A 24,098-nucleotide genomic window follows, 5' to 3' on the forward strand; every position below is an offset into this window, starting at 1 on the left:
CCGTTTTTAATCTGTCCAGTTATTGCGACTTTTTATTCCGACAATATTTGCCAATCAAAATGATTGATACGCTGTTCAGCAATATAAAAAAGTTTGTATTTGGGCAAGATAGTCACATCAAAATTAGGATTTAAAGTAACTTTAGCGGGAACGCTTGGTTCGACAAAGCCAATGAAGGTAGCGTTGTAGCGTTGTTTAAGGGTGATAAATAGTTTTTCAACGGATATTTGAGGAACGGATTCTGGCACTTCAATTGAAAACTGGGCTTGTCCCTCTTGAACAGTCAATAAGTCGTGTTGCAATAAACTAGAGCCAGGATCAAATGCCGATTTAGCTAACATTTCAACGGCGACACTGGGAGTACATTCGATATTAGGACAATGAGTCTGTAATAAATCCACTAAGGACTCATCTTTAAAGTAAGCTAGCAGATGGGCGCTGTTATTCCTTTTGCTGCAATATAAAGAAGTGGTCATAGTGACATCATCTTCTTCATTATCCATGACAATAACCGCAGCTTTACCTACGCAAGCCCTATCCATTTCTTTATCATTGTTAAATGACATTACTTTGATAAATTCAATTTTATCGGGCATGGGATTGTCTATATCAGCTTTAACACACAAAACAATCTCTGGCTTGTTTTCCGTTTCAGCTCGCTCTTTAAGCAGCAAATTAAGCAATTGAATGGTGCGCTGACCATTCCAGCCAATTACTAAAACATGGTTCTCAAGATCTAATGGTTTCAAACCTTTCACTCCTTTTTGCCATTGCATAGATACCCAAGCAGCTACGCGTCCTAGCACCAAGGCAAATATACTCAACCCTAAGGGGATTACATAAAAAGAAACGATATATTTACCCGCACTTGTGACCGGTGACATATCACCATATCCAACAGTAGAACCGGTGACGACTAGCCAATAAATAAAATCGTTAATATTGAGTAGGGCATCTTCACCTGATACATATAATAAAATCCATGTGCTCAGGGCATAAAACAAAAGCGCTAGTACAATGGTGTACCAGCGCATCTCGGAAAATACTCGGGTGAGTACTTTACGTACTTTAAGGACTAATAACATTTAGAGGCTAACCAATTTATTCGCCTAAAATGCGTTTTAGCTCGTCATCAGCAGAGCTTTTACCACCCTTGATTCCAGCCTCAGCTAAGCGCTTTTCTAAATCAGTGGATGAGTCGCTAGAAGCAAGCTCTTCTGCAGCTTCTAGCTCTGCACTGCGTAACTTCTGCTTGTCTTGAATGCGATTCAAAGACTCAGTAGCGGTTTTCATTTTACTATTTGCACCCATGTGTCTGGATGAAACCGCAACCTGTGCTTTTTGCACTGATTCTGTTGCCTTAACCATATCAACCTGCTGTTCCAAACGCTTCAAGTTATCTTTTGCTTGGTTAATATTGGCAGCAAGTTGTTTTTCTGATTGAGTAAACTGGTCTAGAAACTCTTGTTCGGTTTCCATTTCAGCGGTCAAATCTGCTACTTTTTGCGCGCAGTCTAATGCCAATTGGCGATCTGAGCCTATGGCTTTGCGAGCATGTTCTTCATATTGACCGATTGATACTTTGAGGCTATCAACCTTTTGTTTAGCCAATTTACATTTTGCTAAAATTTGCGTTCGAGCATGGTCTGACTTACGCAACTCTTCTTTTGCATCACGAATTTCTTGTTCTAGAATTCGAATGGCTTGACTGTCTACAACTGATTGAGCCGCTTCTGTTGCGCCACCTTTAACAGCTGTAACTAACTTTCTCCAAACCGACATAATCTTCTCCAAAATACCTAAATGTTTAGTGCAAATGTTCTTGATAAGCGTCTAAAAATGCAGCCACATTGTGGAATAAGGCATCGAGTTCAATTTTGATGCTTTCTGCTTTAGATTGTGAACTTAATGCGCCAAATGCAGTGTAATAATCTTGTTCAGCAACTTGGGATATTCCAATCGTTGTTAATGGAAACAACATATGGGTTTTCAATATCTCTTCGTTCAAGGCCGCTTTGTCTTTGACTTCTGAACTTGAAAATAAAATGGATTCGATAATAATTTGCTCTCCACTGAGTGCTAACCATGCATCTAAACCATCACCATTTCCGATCAATAAACAATTTTCTTCACGGGTGACAACAATATTGTCGTTATCTGATAATAGGGTCTCAAGTTGATCAAGGTCCCAAGTCATATGCCTACTCTCCTGTCAGTGTAATGACTATAGTATGTTACCTTTGTATACGAAAAAACATGATCAGTTCAAAATGAATTGTAAGTTTTTTTGTAACGGGGCAGATTGTACTGACAAATGATTTTTAATGTCAAACTTTATTTTACTTTTTTGAGTTGTATAGTTTATTTTTGTAAATTATAATTCACAAAGTTGTTCATTTTAGAGTAGGTGGAAAGTGGCTAAAAAACACGATAACGCAAATTGGCGACAACTAGTTCAACGTATTATTAAGGCTGAAATGTCTAAGCGCGGGGTGAAATATCAAGACCTCAGCGAGCGATTGAATTCAATTGGGGTTGTTCAAAGCGCAGATAACTTACGTAATAAGGTAAATAAGGGAATTTTAGGCGCAGATTTACTTTTACAAATTATGTACGTTTTAAAAATGCGTCGAATTGAGCGTGAAGATATCATTGAGATATTTGCGGATATGCAAATTTCATTAGATGAAGATGAGCTTTGAAAAACGCACAAAAAAAACCCAGCTAGGGCGGCTGGGGAAACTATGTTTGGGAGAAACATCGAAATAACAAGTTGATTATAATTTATACTGTCAGCGCCAAAACTCAAGGAAAACCGAGTATCGATAAAGCGTTGCAGGTATATTTTTTAATACGTAAAATACTGAATATTAACTTACAGTTGGGCTAACCAGACTTCATGAAACTATCTGATTTCCATTTTGATTTACCTGAGCGGCTGATCGCTCGATACCCCACAGAACAAAGAACCGCCAGCAAGTTACTGTGTTTAGACGGTAAAACTGGCGGTTTAAAAGATACCCATTTTTCTGCTTTTGTTGATTTAGTGGATGAAGGTGATTTACTTATTTTTAATAATACTCGGGTGATACCCGCGCGGTTACTTGGAAAAAAATCAACCGGCGGAAAAGTCGAGGTGTTGGTTGAACGCATTATTGATGAAAAAACCGTTTTAGCCCACGTGAAATCGAGCAAATCCCCAAAACCCGGGGCTTTATTGGTACTAGAAGAGCATATCCAAATGGAAATGGTGACGCGTCACGATCAACTGTTCGAATTAAAGGTTGTTAATCAAGAACCTGTTTTGAGTCTATTAGAAAAATACGGACATATGCCGTTGCCTCCCTATATCAACCGACCAGATGAAGATTCAGATAAGGAACGTTATCAGACGGTTTATTCTGAAAAACCTGGAGCGGTAGCTGCACCTACGGCAGGTTTGCATTTTGACGAGGCTACTCTTGAGGCTCTAAAAAACAAGGGGGTCAATACCGCCTTTGTTACCCTGCACGTTGGTGCTGGTACCTTTCAGCCAGTAAGAGTCGATAATATTCAAGATCACCACATGCACTCTGAATACGCTGAAGTGCCTGAAGATGTTGTGGATGCCATTAACTCAGCTAAATCCAAGGGTAAACGAGTAATTGCCGTAGGCACAACTTCGGTTCGTTCATTGGAATCTGCCGCTGCTGCAAGCATTAAAAAAGGTAAACCCCTTGGGGCTTTTTTTGAGGATACTGATATTTTTATTTATCCCGGTTATCAATTTGAAATAGTCGATGCAATGCTGACTAATTTTCACTTACCTGAGTCCACATTAATCATGTTGATTAGCGCGTTTGCGGGTAGAGAAAACGTGATGGGCGCATATGAACAGGCGATAACAAACGAATACCGCTTTTTCAGTTACGGTGATGCCATGTTTATTGAAAAATCGTAACCACTGATGTGTAAATTTAGGCGATAAATCGTCTCATTTCGCTTATTAAGGCAACTTTCAAGCTGAAATTCTATTTAGATGATTTCAGCTTGCTCATTATTCCTTTATAATCCCCGCTGTTTTTCAGCACTGGACTGTTTTCCGGTATGCAGAAATTTTAAAAGGTTAAAAATGAAATTTGAATTAGATACAACCGATGGCAAAGCACGCCGCGGTAGATTAGTGTTTGACCGAGGTGTGGTTGAAACCCCAGCGTTTATGCCTGTTGGTACCTATGGCACCGTTAAAGGGATGACGCCGGAAGAGTTAGACGAGACAGGTGCACACATCTGTTTAGGGAATACCTTTCATTTGATGTTACGTCCAGGCACTGAAATCATGAAGCAACATGGTGATTTGCACGACTTTATGCATTGGGATAAGCCGATCCTTACGGACAGTGGTGGTTTCCAAGTGTTTAGTTTGGGAGATTTACGTAAAATCACTGAAGAAGGGGTAACGTTCAGATCGCCAATTAATGGTGAAAAAATACTGCTTACTCCAGAAAAGTCTATGGAAGTGCAACGCGATCTTGGTTCAGACATCGTGATGATTTTTGATGAGTGCACTCCTTATCCCGCCACTGAGCCTGAAGCTCGACGCTCCATGGAGTTATCTTTACGTTGGGCTAAACGCAGTAAACAAGCTCATGAAGGTAATCCGTCAGCGTTATTTGGTATTATTCAAGGTGGCATGTACGAAGGTCTACGCGATCAATCCTTGAAAGGTCTCGAAGATATCGGATTCGATGGTTATGCCATTGGTGGTTTATCCGTAGGTGAACCAAAAGAAGATATGATTCGGGTTTTGGATCACACAGCAGATAAAATCCCAGCTGAAAAGCCACGTTATTTAATGGGAGTAGGACGACCAGAAGACATTGTTGAAGCGGTTCGCCGTGGAATCGACATGTTCGATTGTGTTATGCCAACTCGAAATGCCCGAAATGGTCATTTATTTGTTACTGAGGGCGTTATTAAAATACGTAATGCCAAGCACAAAACAGATACTGGACCTTTAGATGAGAAATGTGACTGTTACACTTGTAAAAACTATTCACGGTCATATTTACATCATTTGGACAAATGTAATGAAATACTCGGTGCTAGATTAAACACCATCCATAACTTGCGGTACTATCAACGAGTTATGCAAGGGTTACGTGATGCTATAGCTGAACAAAAACTTGATCAGTTTGTTGAACAATTTTACGCACAGAAGAACATGCCGGTTCCGGCTTTATAACTAAAAATATATGAGGAATTTATGAGTTTTTTTATTTCTAATGCTTACGCACAAGAAGCTGGCGCACAAGGCGGTGGTTTCGAAATGCTTATCTTGTTAGGTGTTTTCGGATTAATTTTCTATTTTATGCTGTATCGTCCACAGGCAAAACGGGTTAAAGAGCATAAAAACCTAGTAGCTTCTATTGGTAAAGGTGATGAAGTGCTTACCCAAGGTGGTATGGTTGGTAAAGTTTCAAAAGTGTCTGAAGAAAAGGACTTTATTGAGATTTCGTTAAATGACAATACCAATATTGTGATTCAAAAAGGCGCAGTCACTGCTGTGCTACCTAAAGGTACAATGAAATCAATCTAACTAAATTGAAAACGGCAAACGCAAGTTTGCCTTTTTCGTTTAAGTAGAAAAGGAATAGCAAGTGTTAAATAAAACTCCCCTGTGGAAGTATATTTTAGTGTTGATGGTTGTTGCCGTTTGCGCTTTATACGCCTCCCCTAATCTTTATGGTGAAGATTATGCTGTGCAGATATCTGCTGGTCGTGACGCAGTCCTAGATTTGCCTTTGATAGATAAAGTTAATCAAGACTTAGCCGATGCCGGTATCGAAAAAAAGTCTATCGTACTTGAAGATGAGCAAATATTGGTTCGTCTTTACGATGATAGTGCACAAAGGTTGGCTAACGAAACCCTCGCCGAATCACTAGGCAAAGACTACACAGTAGCGATGAATTTAGCCCCTGATACTCCTGATTGGTTGGACAGCTTAGGCGGTACACCCATGAAGTTAGGTTTGGATTTACGTGGCGGTGTGCACTTCTTAATGGAAGTGGATATGAATTCGGTCATCACCAAATCTTTAACGGATATGGAAGGTGATTTTAAAACGTCACTACGTGAAGAGAAAATTCGTTATTCACGAGTGAGCATTATTGATGAGTCTGTACAGATTCGTTTTCGTGATCAAGAGACCTTGGATAAAGCGGAATTTTTCCTTAAAAATCGTAACCGTGATATTACCTTAGTTGAGCAAGGTGATTTGATTCTCGTGGCCAAAATGTCAGAACAGAAACTGTCTGAGATTCGGGATTATGCGGTAAAACAAAATATCACCATAATGCGTAACCGAGTAAACCAACTTGGTGTAGCTGAACCTGTTATTCAGCGTCAAGGTGCCGACCGCATCGTTGTACAGCTACCAGGTATTCAAGATACGGCTCGCGCGAAAGAAATTCTAAATGCGACTGCTACCTTAGAATTTAAAATGCTAGATCAAGAACATGATTTACGTGATGCATTAAATGGCCGCGTACCTCCAGGTTCTGAAATTGTTGAAGACCAACAAGGTGTGCCGCAATTACTGCTTAAAAAAGTCATGTTAGAAGGTAGTCACATTATTGATGCAAACGCTGGCGTTGATGAATATGGCATGCCAAAAGTGTCCATTTCATTAGACTCTGCTGGTGGTAGCAAAATGTCTTTAGCCACTAAGGGCAACATTGGTAAGCCCATGGCAACCGTCTTTATCGAATATAAAGCAACGGGTGAAAAAAATGAAAAAGGTAAAATCATTTTCGTTCCAGAGCGTGAAGTTGTTAGTGTGGCAACCATTCGTGCGCAGTTAGGAAGTCGATTTGAAATTACTGGCTTAGATTCACCTAAAGAAGCCCGTGATTTGTCCTTATTGTTACGTGCTGGTGCTTTGATTGCGCCTATCACTATTGTTGAAGAGCGTACCGTAGGCCCTAGCTTGGGACAGGAAAACATAGACTTAGGCATGCAAGCCATTTTATGGGGATTTGCCTTAGTTCTTGCCTTTATGCTGTTTTACTACCGTTCCTTTGGGTTAGTTGCCAATCTTGCACTGGCGGCTAACTTAGTGATGATTGTTGGTGTTATGTCAATGATTCCTGGCGCTACCTTAACGCTGCCTGGTATGGCTGGTATTGTACTGACAGTTGGTATGGCTGTTGATGCCAATGTGTTGATATTCGAGCGTATCCGCGAAGAGATACGTGAAGGACGAAGCCCGCAACAAGCTATCCATTACGGTTATGATAGTGCGTTTTCTACCATTTTAGATGCGAATATCACGACCTTTATTGCTGCAATTATTCTTTTTGCAGTGGGAACCGGACCAATCAAAGGCTTCTCTATCACGTTAATGATAGGTATAGCTACTTCGATGTTTACCGCAATTATCTTAACCCGTGTAATCGTAAACGGTGTTTGGGGTGGTAGACGTCTTCAGAAATTGTCGATTTAGGAGCCGGACATGCGATTTTTTAAACTAAAAGAAAGTATTGATTTTATGTCAATGCGCATTCCCGCCATGATTATATCGGGAATATTGATTATTGGTTCGTTAGTCTCTTTGGGGGTTAATCAGCTCAATTGGGGCTTGGACTTTACTGGTGGTACTTTGATTGAAGTTGGTTATGACAAACCAGCTCAGTTAGACCAAATTCGTCTGCAACTTGAAGCCGCTGATTTTGGTGATGCAGTAGTACAAAACTTCGGTAGTAGCGAAGATGTGCTAATACGTCTAGCTCCTCGTGATGGCGTTAAAGCACAAGAGGTGGGTGACCAAGTATTGAGTACTTTGCGGGCAGCAGGCGACAATGTTGACATGCGTCGTATTGAGTTTGTTGGTCCAAACGTTGGTGAAGAATTAACAGAGCAGGGCGGCCTCGCTATGTTGGTTGCGCTGATTTGTATTCTTATTTACGTTGCTATGCGATTTGAATGGCGTTTTGCATTAGGGTCGGTTATTGCATTGGCTCATGATGTGATCTTAACCTTAGGCTTGTTTTCAGTGTTACAACTTGAATTCGACTTAACGGTTATGGCTGCGGTGCTAGCGGTAATCGGTTATTCACTAAACGATACCATTGTTGTATCGGATCGTATTCGTGAAAACTTCCGTAAAATCCGCAAAGGTGAGCCTATAGAGATCATTAACACCTCTTTGACGCAAACCTTAAATCGAACCATTATTACATCATTGACCACTATCTTGGTTTTGATGGCGTTGTTTTATAAAGGTGGCGCACTTATACATGGTTTTGCTACAGCATTACTATTTGGTGTGGTAATCGGAACCTATTCGTCTATTTATGTAGCCAGTTTGGTGGCATTAATGTTGGGGATAAGTCGCGAAGATTTAATGCCCACAGTGGTGGAAAAAGAAGGTGCGGACTTAGATCCTCTTCCTTAATCTTTTTGTGTTTCAAAAAGCCGGGTTTTTAACCCGGTTTTTTTATATCTGTAATCCACTCTGTTTTTATATTAAGCAAACAAGACAGGAGTGGAGGCTAAATAATTTTACTCTCGTTGTGAGCGTTTACTGCGTATTTCATTTGATATTGAGATAAAGAAGTCTTCTTTATCTCAACGTATTTCAGGATGGGACATAGGGCATAAAAAAAGGAAGCCAAAGGCTTCCTTTTTAATCGCTGAAAACGAAATTAATCAGCAGTGATTATCATCACTAATTATTTTAAGTGTTTGACCAGTGACTGAACCACGCGAGGGTTACCAGCTACTATCTCACCTTTATGCAGAGGGTCGTTTCCGCCTTTAAAGTCGGTTACCAGGCCACCAGACTCACGAACTAATAGTTCACCGGCAGCAATGTCCCAAGGCTTGATACCGCGTTCCCAGTAACCATCATATCGACCTGCAGCTACATAAGCTAAATCTAAGGCTGCAGAGCCGCAACGACGAACGTCTCCACATTGTTTGAAAATGTTTGAGAATCGAGCGATGGCATCATCAGATGTTTCTTTGGCTTTAAATGGGAATGCTGTGGCAAGAACAGTGCTGTTTAGGTCTTTTGCTTTACCTGTACGAATTCTAAAACCATTTAATTGTGCACCAGCGCCTTTACTTGCGGTAAATAATTCACCACGGATTGGATCAAATACAACCGCTTGGTCGATACGACCTCTGTGCATTAGGGCTATGGATACAGCGAAGTGGGGAATGCCTTTAATAAAATTAGTGGTACCGTCTAGAGGGTCAATGATCCATTTAAATTCGTCACTGCCTTCTACTATGCCGCCTTCTTCACCTAAAAATGAGTGATCGGGGAAAGATTGCTGAATTTTTTCAATAATGATTTTTTCGGCTTCTTTGTCGATTTTAGTGACGAAGTCGTTCTCACCTTTTTTTTCCAACAACAAATCATTACGATTTTCAAAACCACGAGTTATCACATTTCCAGCAGCGCGAGCAGCGCGCACCGCAATATTCAGCATAGGATGCATAAGTTACCACCAATTTTTAAAAGAACGGACGAGCAGTTTTGAGTTATCTATTGATTTCAAAACCGCACAAAATTTCGCCGCGAAGTCTACCAGTTTTACGTGTAGATGCAATCAAATTCTAGTAATACAGACTAGGCTTTTAATAGATTTTCGATTTTGTCCGAATTTACTTTGTGATAAGCCGGCATTTGCTGATTATCAATGATCTGTTGTTGGCTAAAGTTGTGTCGAATCAATACTTCATCGGTTACATCGACTAAATCACCTACACCAATAATATTCCAAAGCTGCTCTTCAAGAATTTTCGCTTTATGAATCGCATAAATACCGACATAACTAATTTCTGCTTGTAGGCGCTCGATATCGGGGCGGCCAGCTCTGGCCAGAAACACTTTGACCGCAATAAATTGGCCGGCCTCACGGGCTTGATTGATAAAATTCTTGCGTTCTTTATCGCCGTGAAATTGGTCTGAAAAACGGCTTTTAATGGCCTCATCAATATATTCACGACTTGGATCAAAGGCCACAAATATTTCGCGCATTACTGGTTTTTTATTGGTCTTAATTCGTTTTAGAGTGTATTGAATAAAGTCTAACTCAACTCCATAAGTGGAATACAAAAAATGCATATTGTACTGACCACTTTCAGCGTCAAAGGCTAATAGATTATTCAGTCGACTGTTAGGGTTACTCGTTACAATTGCATCGGGCAGGAAATCAATTCCTTCTTTACGAATAAAAAAAGCGGTATTTAATACATTCTTAGCATAAAGGTTACGCAATGCTGAACCAATTCCTGGTATTTCTTCTTCTTCATTATGGGCTTTTAATTTTCCACGGTTGTTGCGAATAAGCTCCTCAAAAAAGCGTTGTGCAGTTTTGTTAACCGAATCGACGACGGCTTGAAGGTGCAATACATTGCGTCCGTATGAAATACCTTTGACTACATAAGGTAAATCGGAAAGTTTAAATTTTTTGGTGACATTCTGCAAAAGTGGAAAACTAAGTTTAACTAAATCATTTTCCTCACCATGGAAAAAGTCATTTAACTCAATGCGCATTCCTCGAGTAGACACATCTTCACTGCTACCTTCAATTGTCATATCTCCAAAGTTTAATTGCACTTTAGTTCGCAATTGATAGCGGGTTTCTTTGCGTTGATTATGGTATTTAAAACGGAACATTTGCACCGTTGGAGGTAGCTTATTCCTTGGATGTCCGAATACTTTTAATTGCGATATTTCCCCGCGCCGAATGGGAATTTTTTCATAATTTTGCGTGCCGACTTCATCAGTGATATCGGTTAAAAGTGCCATGTACCTAAGATTTTTAAGACGAGACATCAATCTTGGGGCGGGAGGATGATTTTGACGTTTAACTGCGCTGCTAACCGAATCGGGTAATGACAGTGGTATATGGACTTGGTTTAGATCAACATCTGTAATCTGTAACTTGAACACTCGCCAACTTGCTTTCCGGCCACCATAGCCTAGAAAAACCTTCATCAAATCAGGACGCTCAAACAGCTCTTCTTGCGTGGCAGAATAAAAATAGACTTTGTCATCTTTTATATGATTGAACGAGTAGACAATGGTTTCTTGATTGTTTTCAGGTTGGCTCAAAAGCCTTGCAACACGCTGATGCCCAATTACATAGCCTAGCCGCAATTCAAATAATTCATCACTCCAATAATATAGGGGATCTTTATTGCAGTTATTGATTAAAGCGTATTTAGGGACATAAACATCATTGACTCTTTCGATGTAAATGGGAACTGAGGTTACATTAGGAATAAAATATTGTTCGTAGGTTTTCAGGTTAATCGCAGTGAGCGTATTATCCATATTTACTTTGTAGCGACGTTTGTTGCCATGTATGAACTTTTCAAAGAAGTCTTTAAAAGAGTGCTGAGCTTGTTCATCATTTTTTTGCAATGAGATACGCTGTTCGCGTTTGCTACTCTCTACATCAACAATGTTGTACCCCACGCCGGCTTTACGATCTATGGAGTATTCGCCTTCTAAACCCCTAAACTGAACCGTTACGCGATCACCTACTTTAAAAAGGTGTTCATTGGCGACTTTAACTTTTAAACCACTAACTGAAACATCTATAGTGGTGGCTTGAATACTTTTATTTAATTCCGTAAACAACTCAATATTGACTGCGAAGTTCATACGCTCTTCACAGCGTTTAGCATATTCCCCAAAGCGCAAAACAGAAGCGTGGTGTGGTTTACGTTCTTCTACTACCGTACCTTCTTTTTCAGCTTCTTCGCGTTGTTTTTGATAAATCACGCGATAACTGTTTTCGGTATTTTTAACTGCCTCATACACTCCCATGGTATATTCACCAAAGAGTCGCACCTGCTTTTCGAAAACATCTATGGCAGTGTCATCTAAATAATGTGTTTTATCTTGGTACGTAAATTCTCGACAGTCACCAGCTACTTGGCCTCTGAGATCGATGAGACGCAGGCATGGGCGAGATAGGCGTTTTAACTCCATTTTGATTAAGAAGCGTTTTTGTTTCGGGATGCCCGAAGCTACCTGTGACAGTACCTGATTGAACTCAGGTTCATTTATCATTGGTTTTAACTGTTCTATAATGTCGTGGTACTTTTCTAAATCTTGACTCATGCCAATCAAATGTTCGCTATGGTTAAGGCGTCGTTATGATATTCTTTTATCGGCAACGAATAAATAACCTTTGATCCCAACTTACCGGTTTAGTTGAATTAATCAACTAGCCCTAATTTAATGTAGTTCAATAACTTATGGCTAAACGTAAAATCGCTTTTGTATGTACTGATTGTGGAGCAGAGTTCCCTCGCTGGCAAGGACAATGTAATGATTGTCAGGCATGGAACACAATTTCTGAAGTCGTTCTTAGTAATGATAAACATTCGCCAGAACGAAACTTAAAAGGATATGCAGGTCAAACCCATGCAAAAGTAGAAACCCTCGATCAAATTGATTTACAAGCTTTGCCTCGTTTCAGTGCTTGTTTTAAAGAGCTTGATCGAGTTTTAGGTGGCGGTGTAGTGCCGGGTGCTGCAATGTTAATTGGAGGATCCCCAGGGGCGGGTAAAAGTACTCTTTTATTACAGGTAATGTGTCATTTGGCCCAAGGGCGAAATACGTTATATGTCACTGGTGAGGAGTCCCTGCAACAAGTTGCAATGCGAGCCCAACGTTTAGGCCTGCCTACCTCTAAATTGAAAGTGCTAGCTGAAACGAATGTAGAAACAATTTGCGAGTTAGCGCTGGTACATAAACCCGACATAATGGTAATTGATTCCATCCAAGTTATGCATGTGAGTGATATTCAATCCGCTCCTGGCAGTGTTTCTCAAGTGCGAGAAAGTGCTGCATTTTTAACTCGCTTTGCCAAACAACATCACATTGCGATGTTTTTAGTGGGGCATGTTACTAAGGAGGGAAATTTAGCGGGTCCTAAAGTGCTGGAGCATTGTATAGATTGTTCAATGATGCTTGAGGGTGAAAGTGATAGTCGTTACCGCACCTTACGAGGTAATAAAAACCGTTTTGGCGCAGTAAACGAGTTGGGTGTGTTTGCGATGACCGATAAAGGTCTAAAGGAAGTGAGCAATCCATCTGCAATTTTTCTAAGTCGTGAAGAGCAGCAATCACCAGGCAGCATTGTCATGGTTGTTTGGGAAGGAACTCGTCCTTTGCTAGTGGAAATTCAAGCCTTAGTGGATTATTCACAAATGGCAAACCCTAAGCGCATTGCCGTAGGTACAGAGGCTAATAGGTTAGCTATGTTGTTGGCAGTATTGCACCGTCACGGTAACGTACAAATGAACGATCAAGATGTGTTTGTCAATGTAGTGGGCGGTGTGCGTATTGCTGAAACTAGTGTTGATTTAGCCCTTTTGTTAGCTATGATTTCAAGCTTTAGAAATCATACTTTATCCAGAGAGTTAATTGCATTTGGTGAAGTTGGTTTAGCAGGTGAGATACGTCCAGTACCTAATGGCACTGAACGCATTCAAGAAGCAGCCAAGCACGGTTTTAAACGCGCAATTGTTCCAAAAGGCAATAAACCTAAGCAACCCATAGCAGGTATTGAAATCGTTGCAGTGTCGCGTCTTTCGGAAGCTTTGGAAGCCCTATAAATCCCTAAACGGAATTCAGGCAACAATAAATTGATCGCGTCCTGCGTCTTTTGCTGTATACAAGTTTTTATCAGCTTTTTGAATGAGTGCCGTTTGGCTTAAATTCTGAGGTGAGACGCAAATACCGCCAGCACTAATAGTCACTCGGCTTAAACTTGATAATTTATGGGGTAAATTTAAGTCACGTATAGCCTTGAGCATATTATCAGCAACATATTTAACGCCGCTAATGTCTGTATGGGGAAGAACAATTGCAAACTCTTCTCCACCATATCTTGCTAGGCAATCGGTGGGACGTTTTAGTACTTTCCTCAAAGTATCCGCCACTTCGCGTAAACATTCATCACCTTTGATGTGTCCATAGGTATCATTGTAAAGCTTAAAATTATCGATATCGATTAAAATAAGGCCTAAGTGATGTTTCATGCGTGTACACAATTTTATTTGATCAGCTAAAAAGCCATCAAAATAATGGCGGTTTTGCACGTCTGTTAATCCATCGATAGTCGCCAAGCGTTTCAATTTATCTGACATTAATTTAGCAGCTAAATGTGAATTTACTCTATGGCGTAACGTTGTCACTGAAAAGGGTTTGTTAATAAAATCTGTGCAGCCAGCTTCCCAGCATTCGTCTTCGGCCTCAGGTGAGTTTTGAGAGCTAACAAATATTATCGGTATTTCTTGGGTGTTCTCGTTAGCTTTAAGCTTTCTACACGCAGTTAAGCCGTCCATTACAGGCATGTTGATATCCATCAATATGATGTCTGGTAGCCTATGATCGCAAAAATCTAATGCTTCTTGCCCTGAGCTAACATGATGGGTAATAAAATTATCTGAAAGAGCTTTAGCTGCAATTAAAGCACTAATGGGTTCGTCTTCTACAATAAGAATCAAAACTTTGTCTTTTTCAAATAACTGATCAACAACTCTGAAGATAACTCAAACTCCTTTCTTAAGTTTATTCCGCAAAACACTTTATAACGTTTGACTATGATCTGATTATTTATTCTTAACGTAGTGTATCCAATATTTAAACGAATGTTTATTATACTTAGGATTAAGAAACCAAAGATGCTAAATCTCGCTGCAATAGTGATATGTCACCTAAATTTAGTTCCACTAATCTGCGTAAATCTGAAATACTGTCAATATCCATGCACTTAATGTGGAAACCTAAACAATGGTTAGCATTGTGTACAATTTCACCAAACATGGTGATTACCTGAGCTGTGCCTTCAATTTCAACATTCAGCTCAAACTCATGCTCTAAATTGCCGACAAAGTCATCCGGATAGCCAATAAGTGCACCATTTAACGAAATATCAATGATGTGGGTTTGCCAATGGTGATTTTGCTGAAATAAAATGGCAGGAGCTGAAAAATCTACGCGATTAAATTGACGTTTTTCCATTATAAGCCTCAACGTTGCCATTAATAACAATATTTAAGCATAAAAAGAGCGTAAATGCGCCCAAGATTTTACCCCGAGCACATTGTTTTTACTATTTAACCCATTGTTGTTAGGACTATTTACTTATTTTTTTGTATTTAAGTCTGTGAGGTTCAACTACATCTTCGCCTAGAGTTTCTTTTAACCAAGCTTCGTAATCAGTGTAATTACCCTCGTAAAAGTTTATTTTCCCTTCATCCCGATAATCCATGATATGAGTCGCGACTCTATCTAAAAACCAACGGTCATGGGAAATAACCATAGCGCAGCCTGGAAATTCCAGAATCGCATTTTCCAACGCTCGTAAGGTTTCAACATCTAGATCGTTGGTAGGTTCATCTAGCAGCAATACGTTGCCACCGGCTTTTAATAGCTTGGCCAGATGAACTCGATTACGTTCACCACCAGAGAGATCTTTGATAAATTTTTGTTGATCCGTGCCTTTAAAATTAAAACGACTGCAATACGCACGACTGTTTAGTTCAAAGTTACCAATTCGGATAATATCTGAGTCATCGGAAATCTCTTTATAAACGGTATTTTTTTCGTTCATATGGTCGCGAAACTGTTCAACACTTGCTAATTGTACGGTGTCACCTAACACAATTTCACCGGAATCAGGTTGCTCTTGACCTGTGAGCATGCGAAATAGAGTTGATTTCCCCGCGCCGTTGGGACCAATAATACCGACAATGGCTCCTTTGGGTATGCTGAAAGACAAATCATCAATAAGTAGTCGATCACCGTAAGATTTGGATAGTCCGCTTACTTCAATGACTTTGTCACCCAAACGCTCTCCAGGGGGAATAAACAACTCATTGGTTTCATTCCGTTTTTGATAGTCGCCTGTGGTTAATTCATCAAATCTTGCCATTCTTGCTTTGCTTTTAGCTTGGCGACCTTTGGGATTCGAACGTACCCATTCTAATTCTTGTTGAATGGATTTTTGACGAGCACTTTCTGTGCGCTCTTCTTGAGCAAGGCGCTGATCTTTTTGTTCTAGCCAAGATGAATAGTTGCCTTCCCAAGGAATACCTTCACCGCGGTCAAGCTCCAAAATCCAGCCTGCTACATTATCAAGGAAGTAACGGTCATGGGTAATAGCCACAACAGTGCCTTCGTAATCGTGAAGAAAACGCTCAAGCCATGCCACTGATTCTGCATCCAAGTGGTTAGTTGGCTCATCTAAAAGCAACATATCTGGCTTTTCTAGAAGCAATCGACATAGGGCTACCCGACGTCTTTCACCACCTGACAGCTTGCTGACATCTGCATCCCAAGGGGGAAGGCGAAGGGCATCTGCTGCACGTTCTAAGGCGTTTTCAAGATTGTGCCCATCTTTGGTTTGAATGATCGCTTCTAGTTGACCTTGTTCTTTTGCCAACGCATCAAAATCTGCATTTTCTTCTGCATATTCTGCATAAACTTCATCTAAACGTTTTAAGGCGTGAGCAACGTCGGCAACGGCTTCTTCAATATTTCCGCGCACATCTTTACTTTCATCGAGCTGCGGCTCCTGGGGAAGGTAACCAATTTTTAATTCGGGAGAGGGTCGAGCTTCTCCTTCTATATCTGTGTCAATACCAGCCATGATGCGCAGTAAAGTCGATTTACCGGCGCCGTTTAGACCCAAAACGCCAATTTTCGCGCCCGGGAAAAAGCTTAAAGAAATATTTTTGAGTATGTGTCTATTCGGGGGGACAATTTTTCCCACCCTGTGCATGCTATATACGTATTGTGCCATAGTGCCAATCTAGTGAAGGATAAAACGATAGTGTAATCCAGACCGGCTCGCAGTCCAATGCTGAAAGAATATTTTTTGAATATCATGGTGTATTGAATATTCAAGTATTGTTAGCAACTAACTATCAGTTAGACTTATTTACAGTTAGAAGCTCAGGATCAAAAGCTTGAAATTTTATTCTCTGACTTCAGAATAAATATCAAAGCAACTAAATAAGGATGAATAATGTTGAATTGGGGCGTCATTGGACCTGGAGGCATTGCAAATCAATTTGCGACTGCGTTAGCAAGTTCAGTGCAAGGAAAATTGTACGGCGTTGCTAGTCGAAGCTTGGAACGTGCTAAGGCATTTTCTGAACAATACCGAGCCTCTGTGGCCTATGGAGATTATGAGTCGCTAATTGCCGACCCAAACATTGATGTTATCTACATTGCTACTCCCCATTCCCAGCATTTTCCCTTAGCAAGAGCATGCCTCAAGGCGGGTAAACACTTGTTGGTGGAAAAACCACTCACAGTAAATGCTCAGCAAACGAAGGAGTTAGTCAGCCTTAGTGAACAACACCAATGTGTGCTTCAAGAAGCGATGTGGAGCCGTTTTATGCCATGTTTCGAGCAGCTTAAAGAGTGGATTGAAGAACAGCAAATTGGTGAAATAGAATATATAAATTCGCAAATCGGTTTTGCTTTTTCACACCTAAAAAATCATCGTATGACCGATCCTGCACTGGCAGGAGGTGCATTATTAGATTTAGGGGTCTACAGCGTTAGTTTAAGTCAATATTTATTAGCCGAATACCCTAGCGATATTCAGGCTACGGCCAGACTATCTAAAGATGGTCTTGACCTAAATACGGCTGTCAATATGACTTATCCTTCTGGCGTGATAAGCCAATTTACCTGCACGATGGCGGCTCAATGTTCGAACACCATGAGTATACACGGCAAGAAAGGGTATATATCCATCCCTGCTTATTTTTGGACGGGTGGGCAAGCTCAGTTATACCAAGACGATAAATTGATCCGCACATTGGACTTTCCTCATCCAGTCAATGGTTTTGAATATCAAATAGAATCTACCATGGAGTCAATTCTCCTTAATAGAAGTTGTGATCCAAGAATGAATCACGCAGACAGTATTAATGTAATGACTACCTTAGATACAATTCGCCAACAGATACATCTCAAATACCCAGAAGTCATCGAGTCCCTCGATTGATTATCCAGGCATAAATCAGCTGTTGGTGAAGAATTTCGCAGGTGTCTACCTAACAGCTATAAATTATACTTAAGGGTTTGGATCATTTTTCTGCAAAGGTATGTACAAAACAATCAAAATGACTAGAATAAGCGCTCATTTTTTATCCCTGCGAGGGTGAAATTAAGCGTTTTCACCCGAACTTTGTGCCGAGTTGTTGAGGAGACACCATGCTGAAACGTAATATGAATATTGCTGACTTTGACCCCGAGTTATATGATGCAATCGTAAAAGAAACTCAACGTCAAGAGCATCACATTGAGCTTATTGCATCTGAAAATTACTGTAGTCCTCGCGTATTAGAAGCGCAAGGTTCTCAACTTACCAACAAATATGCAGAAGGATACCCACACAAGCGTTATTACGGCGGCTGTGAATACGTGGATATCGCTGAAGATTTAGCCATAGAGCGAGCTAAGCAACTATTTGGTGCTGATTACGCCAACGTACAACCGCATTCAGGCTCTCAAGCTAACTCAGCGGTATTTATGGCGTTACTTGACGCTGGAGACACTGTGTTAGGAATGAGTCTAGCTCATGGTGGTCATCTTACCCACGGAGCCCATGTAAGCTTTTCAGGCAAAACCTATAATGCTGTGCAATATGGTCTAAATGAAGACACTGGCGAAATTGATATGCAGCAAGTGGAAGCATTAGCACTAGAGCACAAACCTAAAATGATTATTGGTGGATTCTCAGCCTATTCAGGCATTGTTGATTGGCAGAAATTTCGTGAGATTGCCGACAAAGTAGGCGCTTACTTGTTAGTTGATATGGCCCATGTTGCAGGTCTAGTCGCTGCGGGAATTTACCCTAATCCATTACCTCATGCTCATGTTGTTACTACCACAACCCACAAAACCTTGGCAGGCCCTCGTGGTGGATTGATTTTATCAGCCTGTGGTGATGAGACTATTTATAAAAAGTTAAACAGTTCTGTGTTCCCTGGTAATCAAGGTGGTCCTTTGTGTCACGTGATTGCGGCAAAAGCGGTGGCGTTTAAAGAAGCCTTAGAGCCAGAATTTAAAGAATATCAAAAACAAGTTGTGGTAAATGCAAAAGCCATGGTGAGCGTGATGCAAGAACGTGGTTATAAAATCGTTTCTGATGGCACAGATAACCATTTATTCTTGCTTGACCTAATTGATAAAGATATCACTGGTAAAGACGCTGACGCTGCTTTGGGTAGTGCCAATATTACAGTGAACAAAAACTCAGTACCCAATGATCCTCGTTCACCCTTCGTAACCAGTGGTTTACGCATTGGCTCTCCAGCTATTACTCGCCGAGGTTTTGGCGAAGAGCAAGCTAAACAAGTGGCCAATTGGATATGTGATGTGCTGGATGATATCGAAAGTACTGACACTATTGATCGAGTGAAAGCTGAAGTTGTTGCATTGTGTGAGCAATTCCCAGTCTACGGCTAGCATTTATTCAAAATAAAAATTAGCCGCTTTTTAAAGCGGCTTTTTTGTCTCAAAAGCTTCGTTATTTGGCCGACAAGGTACTTGGTCATTCCATTTAAGTTGTTGATAATAAAATTCACATTTTAATGGAGGCGTTTATGTCATCAGTAGTATCAAGAGTCCCTGCGGCTGCAGCGGAAGTCGCTAAAGCTCATTTTGCGAGCTTACTTAGTTTAGAAACGGATTGTTGGGACACGCATTTTGCCATCAGCAATAACCGTCAAGATTTTGTGCTGCTAGATGTAAGAAGTTTATTGCTTTTTGACCAAGGGCATTTACCTAACGCAATAAACTTACCCCACAAGAATATTAAACCTGAGACAATTCAATCATATCCTAGTGACACCTTATTTGTGGTGTATTGTGCCGGTCCCCATTGTAATGGTGCTGACAAGGCAGCCCTAAAGCTTGCTGAATTGGGACGCCCAGTAAAAAAATTAATTGGTGGCATAACAGGATGGTTAGATGAAGGGTTTGAGCTGGTTAAAGATGAATCTATCTAACCAGCACAATGATCAATTATCGGGCTTCAATTCATAATGCACTGTAAATCCTTTGCCATTGTTACCTGATACCTCGGCCACGAGTTTGTTACCTTTGCGTAGATAAACTATTTGTTTTGGAAAGTCGTGGTTTGGATTTTCCAAGGTGACGCTATTTGACTCGCAGTTTTTAGCCCTAAAGGCCACAGGAAGACTATTGTGGCCTACTTTTGCTAAATAAAAGATTTCTCTTTGCATCTGCACTAAACGCATACTTTCGTGTTGCTGTAAATCTCCAGAAGCATCTCGACTACTACCTGAACCGGTGAATGTATCCTCGCTTATTTGCAACCACTTTTCTTGAGTATTACCATCAGGCATCGTTTGCCAGTCACCTACAATCCAATGCAGTTGAGATAGGTCAACACATTTTGAATCGGCAGCTGTTGCCGATGAACTCAGCATAATTATCACTATTGATAATAGATAAATTAACCTTTGCATATATCACCTTTTTGCTTTTTTATGCTAGTTTAGCGAGCATCTATAGATAGTGAAAAGAAAATAAGACTATGTTTTGTCCTTTCTGCTCTGAACAAGAAACTAAAGTTATCGATTCCAGATTGGTTGCCGAAGGTCATCAGGTGCGTCGCAGACGAGAGTGTACAACCTGTCACGAGCGATTTACGACTTTTGAAATTGCAGAATTAGTCATGCCTCGCGTGGTCAAACGGGATGGTTCGCGAGAACCTTTCAACGAAGATAAACTTCGAGCTGGTTTGCTACGAGCGTTAGAAAAGCGTCCAGTGAGCACTGAAAAAGTAGAGCATTGCATTAGTCAGCTGAAATCTTCTTTGCGTGCAACTGGAGAGCGGGAAATCAGTAGCGAGTTTTTAGGCGGCTTGATTATGGACGCTCTTAAAGAGCTAGATAAAGTGGCTTATGTGCGCTTTGCTTCGGTTTATCGTTCTTTCGAAGACATTCGAGAGTTTGGTGAAGAAATTGCCAAATTAGGTGAAAAACCCTGATTGAATTATCTGTTTAGGGAATTTGCAACCTAATGCCTTCCTACAATTTTTCGACTTTAGATCACCACTTTATGAGTATTGCCATAAAGCTGGCTCGAAAAGGTCAATATACCACCACGCCAAACCCTAATGTCGGCTGTGTTATCGCTAATCAAAATGGTGAAGTGATCGGCCAAGGTTGGCATCATAAAGCGGGGACTCCCCACGCTGAAGTACACGCCTTAAAGCAGGCTGGAAAGCAAGCCCAAGGCGCAACCGCCTACGTCACACTAGAACCCTGCAGTCACTTTGGTCGAACGCCACCCTGTGCCGATGCGCTTATCCAAGCGGGGGTGAAACGAGTGGTCGCAGCTATGGTGGATCCAAACCCCAACGTCGCGGGAAGGGGGTTAAAACGGTTAGCCGAACAGGGAGTTGATGTATCTCACGGTCTATTGAGTGAGCAAGCACATCAGCTCAATCGTGGTTTTATTAAGCGAATGACACTAAACCGCCCTTGGGTAACGGTTAAACTAGCCGCTAGTCTAGATGGTAAAACGGCGTTAGCAAATGGCAAAAGCCAATGGATTACTGGCCCACATGCAAGAGCGGATGTGCAAGACCATCGGGCTAAAAGCTGCGGAATATTGTCTGGATCTGGAACGGTTTTAGCTGACAACCCAAGTCTAAATGTAAGATTTAACGAATTAAATCATGCTAAAAGTTTGGTGTTAGAGTCTGAGCTTCGGCAACCCTTACGAATTATTGTAGATGGTAAAAATCAACTCACTGACAATCTCAAAATGTTCGACCTGGAAGGTCAAACCTTAATTATCAATCGTAAAGTGAACCCGTTAATTAGAGACAGCGTAGAACAAATTCAGATAGACAGTATTGGCAATAAACTTGATTTGGTGGCGATGCTACAGGTTCTATCTGACAAACAATTAAATGAAATTTGGGTTGAAGCTGGTGGCATGCTCGCTGGAGCATTAGTACAACAAAATCTAGTGGATGAATTGATTTTATATCAAGCGCCCAAACTATTAGGTGACAAAGGTCAGAATTTATTTGTGATGGATGAACTGACGCAAATGAATCAAGCTAAACTATTAAAATGGTCTGGGGTTCGAATGGTAGGTGATGATTTGAAGATGACAGCCCATTTTAACTCAGCCTCTGAATAGCAATTTAAACTTCTGCAAATATCGGATTATAAAAAATGTTTACTGGAATAATAGAAGATGTCGGTCACATCGCAAAATTACAACCTAAGGGCGATGATATTCGTTTGACCGTTGCCGTGCAGAAACTCGATATGTCTGATGTTGCATTAGGTGACAGTATCGCCACCAACGGCGTGTGTCTAACCGTTGTGGATTTTTCAGATAAACACTACAGCGTGGATGTCTCTCCTGAAACAATTAAACGTTCAGGCTTTGCTAATTACACCGTCGGCGACAAAGTAAATTTAGAAAAAGCCATGCAAGCGAGTTCACGTTTCGGTGGGCATATTGTTAGTGGCCACGTTGACGGAGTTGGCAAAATTGTTGCCATTAATCCTATCGATCGTTGGTTAGAAATTTGGATCCAAGCCCCCGATGAACTGGCCAAATATATTTCCGAAAAGGGCTCTATAACCATTGATGGTGTTAGCTTAACTGTTAATGATGTGGATGGTGCCAAATTTATGCTGACTTTGATCCCCCATACACTGCAAGAAACCATAATAGGTAATTACCAAGTTGGTAGCTTAGTGAATTTAGAAGTGGACTTGATAGCCCGGTATCTAGAGCGCTTGATTTTAGGAGATAAAGCCGCACATAGTCAAAAGCAACAGGGCATTGATCTTCAATTCTTAGCTGAGAATGGTTATTTGAAGTAACCCGAATTTAAACTGAATAATTTAAAATAATAGAGTACCCCACACAATGGCAATGCATAGCATCGAAGAAATAATCGAAGACATCAAACAAGGCAAGATGGTTATCCTGATGGATGATGAAGACCGGGAAAACGAAGGTGATTTGATTATGGCCGCAGAACATGCGACCCCTGAAGCAATTAATTTTATGGTCACCCATGCTCGAGGACTAGTTTGCTTGCCGATGACAGCACAGCGCTGTGAGCGATTAAAGTTGCCGTTGATGGTGGATAACAATAGCGCCCAATTTTCGACTAACTTCACCGTATCAATTGAAGCGGCAGAGGGCGTAACAACAGGGATTTCTGCAGCAGACAGGGCGCAAACTATCTTAGCCGCTGTGAGCAAAGATGCAAAAGCAGAAGATATAGTGCAGCCTGGCCATATCTTCCCGTTAATTGCCAAAGAAGGTGGGGTTTTAAATCGCGCGGGACATACCGAAGCCGGTGTTGACTTGGCAAGATTGGCCGGCTTAGAACCGGCTTCAGTGATTGTTGAAATCTTAAACGACGATGGCAGCATGGCACGTAGACCGGAGTTGGAAGTATTTGCCAAAAAGCATAATTTGAAAATGGGCACGATTGCCGATTTAATTGAATACAGAAACCTGAATGAAACCACCATTGAGCAAGTTGCTAGCTGCAAATTACCTACACGTTTTGGTGAATTCGACCTGCATACCTTTAAAGATGTGATTGACGATCAGGTCCATTTTGCTTTGTGCAAAGGCGAAATCGACGGAGATTCAGCGACCTTGGTTCGAGTTCACTTGCATAACACATTTAACGATTTGTTTGCTTCAGAAAGATCGGCCGAGCGCAGTGTTGGTTTACCTGAAGCAATGCAAAAAATCGCTGATGAAGGTGGCGTGTTGGTATTGCTAGGTAAGGAAGAAGATTTGATTGCCCAGGTTAAACAATTTGAGGCAGAAGATCTCGGTAGCCGAGCTACCCTGGCAAAAAATCAAGGAACATCGCGAACTGTTGGTGTGGGCAGTCAAATTCTAGCGAAATTGGGTGTGCGCAAGATGCGTTTAATCAGTAAACCGAAAAAATATCACGCCTTATCAGGGTTTGGTTTAGAAGTTGTGGATTACGTGTATTAATCCATTTGGGTTTCCATTGGGTTGTGCTATAATCCG

The 24,098-nt window shown here is 40.9% G+C and carries 23 protein-coding genes; 14 read left to right on the forward strand and 9 right to left on the reverse strand.

Translation table 11 applies throughout. The features are described from left to right. Positions 1–32 precede the first annotated feature (32 nt). Genes ABJV04_RS13310 through ABJV04_RS13320 form a run of 3 tightly spaced genes read right to left on the reverse strand, consistent with a single transcriptional unit; the run spans position 33 to position 2,197 of the window. On the reverse strand, positions 33–1,085 hold the full coding sequence (locus tag ABJV04_RS13310) for a potassium channel family protein (protein WP_348492026.1): 1,053 nt from the start codon (positions 1,083–1,085) through the stop codon (positions 33–35). Between the two features lie 16 nt (positions 1,086–1,101). Then, positions 1,102–1,782, reverse strand: a complete 681-nt coding sequence (locus tag ABJV04_RS13315; protein ID WP_348492027.1) for a PspA/IM30 family protein — start codon at positions 1,780–1,782, stop codon at positions 1,102–1,104. Positions 1,783–1,807: 25 nt separating this feature from the next. Beyond that, entirely contained in the window at positions 1,808–2,197 is a 390-nt protein-coding gene (locus tag ABJV04_RS13320; protein ID WP_303474361.1) for a DUF2170 family protein, read from the reverse strand. A 217-nt stretch (positions 2,198–2,414) separates the two neighbouring features. Here ABJV04_RS13320 and ABJV04_RS13325 point away from each other — a divergent pair, with 217 nt between their 5' ends. From ABJV04_RS13325 to secF, 6 genes are all read left to right on the forward strand, one after another. Next, the gene (locus tag ABJV04_RS13325; RefSeq protein WP_348492028.1) at positions 2,415–2,702 is read left to right on the forward strand and encodes a DUF6471 domain-containing protein; all 288 of its coding nucleotides are present in this window, start codon (positions 2,415–2,417) and stop codon (positions 2,700–2,702) included. 197 nt (positions 2,703–2,899) lie between these two features. Beyond that, positions 2,900–3,940, forward strand: a complete 1,041-nt coding sequence (gene queA / locus ABJV04_RS13330; RefSeq protein WP_348492029.1) for a tRNA preQ1(34) S-adenosylmethionine ribosyltransferase-isomerase QueA — start codon at positions 2,900–2,902, stop codon at positions 3,938–3,940. 171 nt (positions 3,941–4,111) lie between these two features. After that, complete coding sequence (gene tgt / locus ABJV04_RS13335; RefSeq protein WP_348492030.1) at positions 4,112–5,224, forward strand: tRNA guanosine(34) transglycosylase Tgt; 1,113 nt, start codon at positions 4,112–4,114, stop codon at positions 5,222–5,224. Positions 5,225–5,245: 21 nt separating this feature from the next. Continuing rightward, on the forward strand, positions 5,246–5,578 hold the full coding sequence (gene yajC / locus ABJV04_RS13340; protein ID WP_348492031.1) for a preprotein translocase subunit YajC: 333 nt from the start codon (positions 5,246–5,248) through the stop codon (positions 5,576–5,578). A gap of 61 nt (positions 5,579–5,639) precedes the next feature. After that, a complete protein-coding gene (secD, locus tag ABJV04_RS13345) occupies positions 5,640–7,484 on the forward strand; it encodes a protein translocase subunit SecD (protein ID WP_348492032.1) in 1,845 nt (614 codons plus the stop codon). A gap of 9 nt (positions 7,485–7,493) precedes the next feature. Next, positions 7,494–8,435, forward strand: a complete 942-nt coding sequence (secF, locus tag ABJV04_RS13350) for a protein translocase subunit SecF (RefSeq protein WP_348492033.1) — start codon at positions 7,494–7,496, stop codon at positions 8,433–8,435. 277 nt (positions 8,436–8,712) lie between these two features. On the opposite strand, the gene suhB is transcribed toward secF, so the two are convergent. Together suhB and ABJV04_RS13360 are read right to left on the reverse strand one after the other, a co-directional pair. Further along, the gene (gene suhB, locus ABJV04_RS13355; protein WP_348492034.1) at positions 8,713–9,486 is read right to left on the reverse strand and encodes an inositol-1-monophosphatase; all 774 of its coding nucleotides are present in this window, start codon (positions 9,484–9,486) and stop codon (positions 8,713–8,715) included. Between the two features lie 131 nt (positions 9,487–9,617). Further along, positions 9,618–12,125 (reverse strand): PilZ domain-containing protein, encoded by a 2,508-nt coding sequence (locus tag ABJV04_RS13360; protein ID WP_348492035.1) that lies wholly within the window; start codon positions 12,123–12,125, stop codon positions 9,618–9,620. Between the two features lie 137 nt (positions 12,126–12,262). Here ABJV04_RS13360 and radA point away from each other — a divergent pair, with 137 nt between their 5' ends. Beyond that, positions 12,263–13,627, forward strand: coding sequence for a DNA repair protein RadA (gene radA / locus ABJV04_RS13365; protein WP_348492036.1), 1,365 nt, complete (start codon positions 12,263–12,265; stop codon positions 13,625–13,627). A 15-nt stretch (positions 13,628–13,642) separates the two neighbouring features. Here radA and ABJV04_RS13370 read toward each other — a convergent pair whose 3' ends face one another. The 3 genes from ABJV04_RS13370 to ettA all read right to left on the reverse strand — a co-directional run bounded on the left by ABJV04_RS13370 (position 13,643) and on the right by ettA (position 16,821). Further along, the gene (locus ABJV04_RS13370; RefSeq protein WP_348492037.1) at positions 13,643–14,521 is read right to left on the reverse strand and encodes a diguanylate cyclase; all 879 of its coding nucleotides are present in this window, start codon (positions 14,519–14,521) and stop codon (positions 13,643–13,645) included. Positions 14,522–14,684: 163 nt separating this feature from the next. Further along, positions 14,685–15,038 (reverse strand): PilZ domain-containing protein, encoded by a 354-nt coding sequence (locus tag ABJV04_RS13375; RefSeq protein WP_348492038.1) that lies wholly within the window; start codon positions 15,036–15,038, stop codon positions 14,685–14,687. Between the two features lie 115 nt (positions 15,039–15,153). Beyond that, positions 15,154–16,821 (reverse strand): energy-dependent translational throttle protein EttA, encoded by a 1,668-nt coding sequence (ettA, locus tag ABJV04_RS13380; protein WP_348492039.1) that lies wholly within the window; start codon positions 16,819–16,821, stop codon positions 15,154–15,156. Between the two features lie 225 nt (positions 16,822–17,046). Between ettA and ABJV04_RS13385 the strand changes: the two genes are divergently transcribed. The 3 genes from ABJV04_RS13385 (at position 17,047) to ABJV04_RS13395 (ending at position 20,047) form a co-directional block, all read left to right on the forward strand. Beyond that, positions 17,047–18,039, forward strand: a complete 993-nt coding sequence (locus tag ABJV04_RS13385; RefSeq protein WP_348492040.1) for a Gfo/Idh/MocA family oxidoreductase — start codon at positions 17,047–17,049, stop codon at positions 18,037–18,039. A 209-nt stretch (positions 18,040–18,248) separates the two neighbouring features. Then, positions 18,249–19,505: a serine hydroxymethyltransferase gene (gene glyA / locus ABJV04_RS13390; RefSeq protein WP_348492041.1), complete on the forward strand. Its 1,257-nt coding sequence runs from the start codon at positions 18,249–18,251 to the stop codon at positions 19,503–19,505. Between the two features lie 137 nt (positions 19,506–19,642). Beyond that, entirely contained in the window at positions 19,643–20,047 is a 405-nt protein-coding gene (locus ABJV04_RS13395; protein WP_348492042.1) for a rhodanese-like domain-containing protein, read from the forward strand. Between the two features lie 12 nt (positions 20,048–20,059). Here ABJV04_RS13395 and ABJV04_RS13400 read toward each other — a convergent pair whose 3' ends face one another. After that, positions 20,060–20,530: a DUF6265 family protein gene (locus ABJV04_RS13400; protein WP_348492043.1), complete on the reverse strand. Its 471-nt coding sequence runs from the start codon at positions 20,528–20,530 to the stop codon at positions 20,060–20,062. 68 nt (positions 20,531–20,598) lie between these two features. Here ABJV04_RS13400 and nrdR point away from each other — a divergent pair, with 68 nt between their 5' ends. The 4 genes from nrdR to ribBA are packed head-to-tail and all read left to right on the forward strand — an operon-like array spanning position 20,599 to position 24,062. After that, positions 20,599–21,054 carry a transcriptional regulator NrdR gene (nrdR, locus tag ABJV04_RS13405; protein WP_303474342.1) on the forward strand — a complete coding sequence of 152 codons (456 nt, stop codon included), beginning with the start codon at positions 20,599–20,601 and terminating at the stop codon, positions 21,052–21,054. A 32-nt stretch (positions 21,055–21,086) separates the two neighbouring features. Continuing rightward, positions 21,087–22,220: a bifunctional diaminohydroxyphosphoribosylaminopyrimidine deaminase/5-amino-6-(5-phosphoribosylamino)uracil reductase RibD gene (ribD, locus tag ABJV04_RS13410; RefSeq protein WP_348492044.1), complete on the forward strand. Its 1,134-nt coding sequence runs from the start codon at positions 21,087–21,089 to the stop codon at positions 22,218–22,220. Positions 22,221–22,255: 35 nt separating this feature from the next. Next, positions 22,256–22,918, forward strand: coding sequence for a riboflavin synthase (locus ABJV04_RS13415; protein ID WP_348492045.1), 663 nt, complete (start codon positions 22,256–22,258; stop codon positions 22,916–22,918). A gap of 46 nt (positions 22,919–22,964) precedes the next feature. Beyond that, positions 22,965–24,062, forward strand: coding sequence for a bifunctional 3,4-dihydroxy-2-butanone-4-phosphate synthase/GTP cyclohydrolase II (gene ribBA, locus ABJV04_RS13420; RefSeq protein WP_348492046.1), 1,098 nt, complete (start codon positions 22,965–22,967; stop codon positions 24,060–24,062). The last annotated feature ends 36 nt before the right edge of the window (positions 24,063–24,098 follow it).

The sequence above is a fragment of the Aliiglaciecola sp. genome, assembly GCF_039982535.1.
In the GTDB taxonomy this organism is placed as follows: Bacteria; Pseudomonadota; Gammaproteobacteria; order Enterobacterales; family Alteromonadaceae; genus Aliiglaciecola.

Excerpts from the sequence above, each read along its gene's own strand:
- ABJV04_RS13360 (WP_348492035.1), bottom strand. The coding sequence starts at position 12,125 with ATGAGTCAAGATTTAGAAAAGTACCACGACATTATAGAACAGTTAAAA.
- ribD (WP_348492044.1), top strand. The coding sequence starts at position 21,087 with ATGCCTTCCTACAATTTTTCGACTTTAGATCACCACTTTATGAGTATT.
- suhB (WP_348492034.1), bottom strand. The coding sequence starts at position 9,486 with ATGCATCCTATGCTGAATATTGCGGTGCGCGCTGCTCGCGCTGCTGGA.
- queA (WP_348492029.1), top strand. The coding sequence starts at position 2,900 with ATGAAACTATCTGATTTCCATTTTGATTTACCTGAGCGGCTGATCGCT.
- secF (WP_348492033.1), top strand. The coding sequence starts at position 7,494 with ATGCGATTTTTTAAACTAAAAGAAAGTATTGATTTTATGTCAATGCGC.
- ABJV04_RS13315 (WP_348492027.1), bottom strand. The coding sequence starts at position 1,782 with ATGTCGGTTTGGAGAAAGTTAGTTACAGCTGTTAAAGGTGGCGCAACA.
- radA (WP_348492036.1), top strand. The coding sequence starts at position 12,263 with ATGGCTAAACGTAAAATCGCTTTTGTATGTACTGATTGTGGAGCAGAG.
- tgt (WP_348492030.1), top strand. The coding sequence starts at position 4,112 with ATGAAATTTGAATTAGATACAACCGATGGCAAAGCACGCCGCGGTAGA.
- ABJV04_RS13320 (WP_303474361.1), bottom strand. The coding sequence starts at position 2,197 with ATGACTTGGGACCTTGATCAACTTGAGACCCTATTATCAGATAACGAC.
- ABJV04_RS13400 (WP_348492043.1), bottom strand. The coding sequence starts at position 20,530 with ATGCAAAGGTTAATTTATCTATTATCAATAGTGATAATTATGCTGAGT.
- glyA (WP_348492041.1), top strand. The coding sequence starts at position 18,249 with ATGCTGAAACGTAATATGAATATTGCTGACTTTGACCCCGAGTTATAT.
- ABJV04_RS13395 (WP_348492042.1), top strand. The coding sequence starts at position 19,643 with ATGTCATCAGTAGTATCAAGAGTCCCTGCGGCTGCAGCGGAAGTCGCT.
- ribBA (WP_348492046.1), top strand. The coding sequence starts at position 22,965 with ATGGCAATGCATAGCATCGAAGAAATAATCGAAGACATCAAACAAGGC.
- ABJV04_RS13310 (WP_348492026.1), bottom strand. The coding sequence starts at position 1,085 with ATGTTATTAGTCCTTAAAGTACGTAAAGTACTCACCCGAGTATTTTCC.
- ettA (WP_348492039.1), bottom strand. The coding sequence starts at position 16,821 with ATGGCACAATACGTATATAGCATGCACAGGGTGGGAAAAATTGTCCCC.
- nrdR (WP_303474342.1), top strand. The coding sequence starts at position 20,599 with ATGTTTTGTCCTTTCTGCTCTGAACAAGAAACTAAAGTTATCGATTCC.
- ABJV04_RS13375 (WP_348492038.1), bottom strand. The coding sequence starts at position 15,038 with ATGGAAAAACGTCAATTTAATCGCGTAGATTTTTCAGCTCCTGCCATT.
- ABJV04_RS13415 (WP_348492045.1), top strand. The coding sequence starts at position 22,256 with ATGTTTACTGGAATAATAGAAGATGTCGGTCACATCGCAAAATTACAA.
- ABJV04_RS13385 (WP_348492040.1), top strand. The coding sequence starts at position 17,047 with ATGTTGAATTGGGGCGTCATTGGACCTGGAGGCATTGCAAATCAATTT.
- yajC (WP_348492031.1), top strand. The coding sequence starts at position 5,246 with ATGAGTTTTTTTATTTCTAATGCTTACGCACAAGAAGCTGGCGCACAA.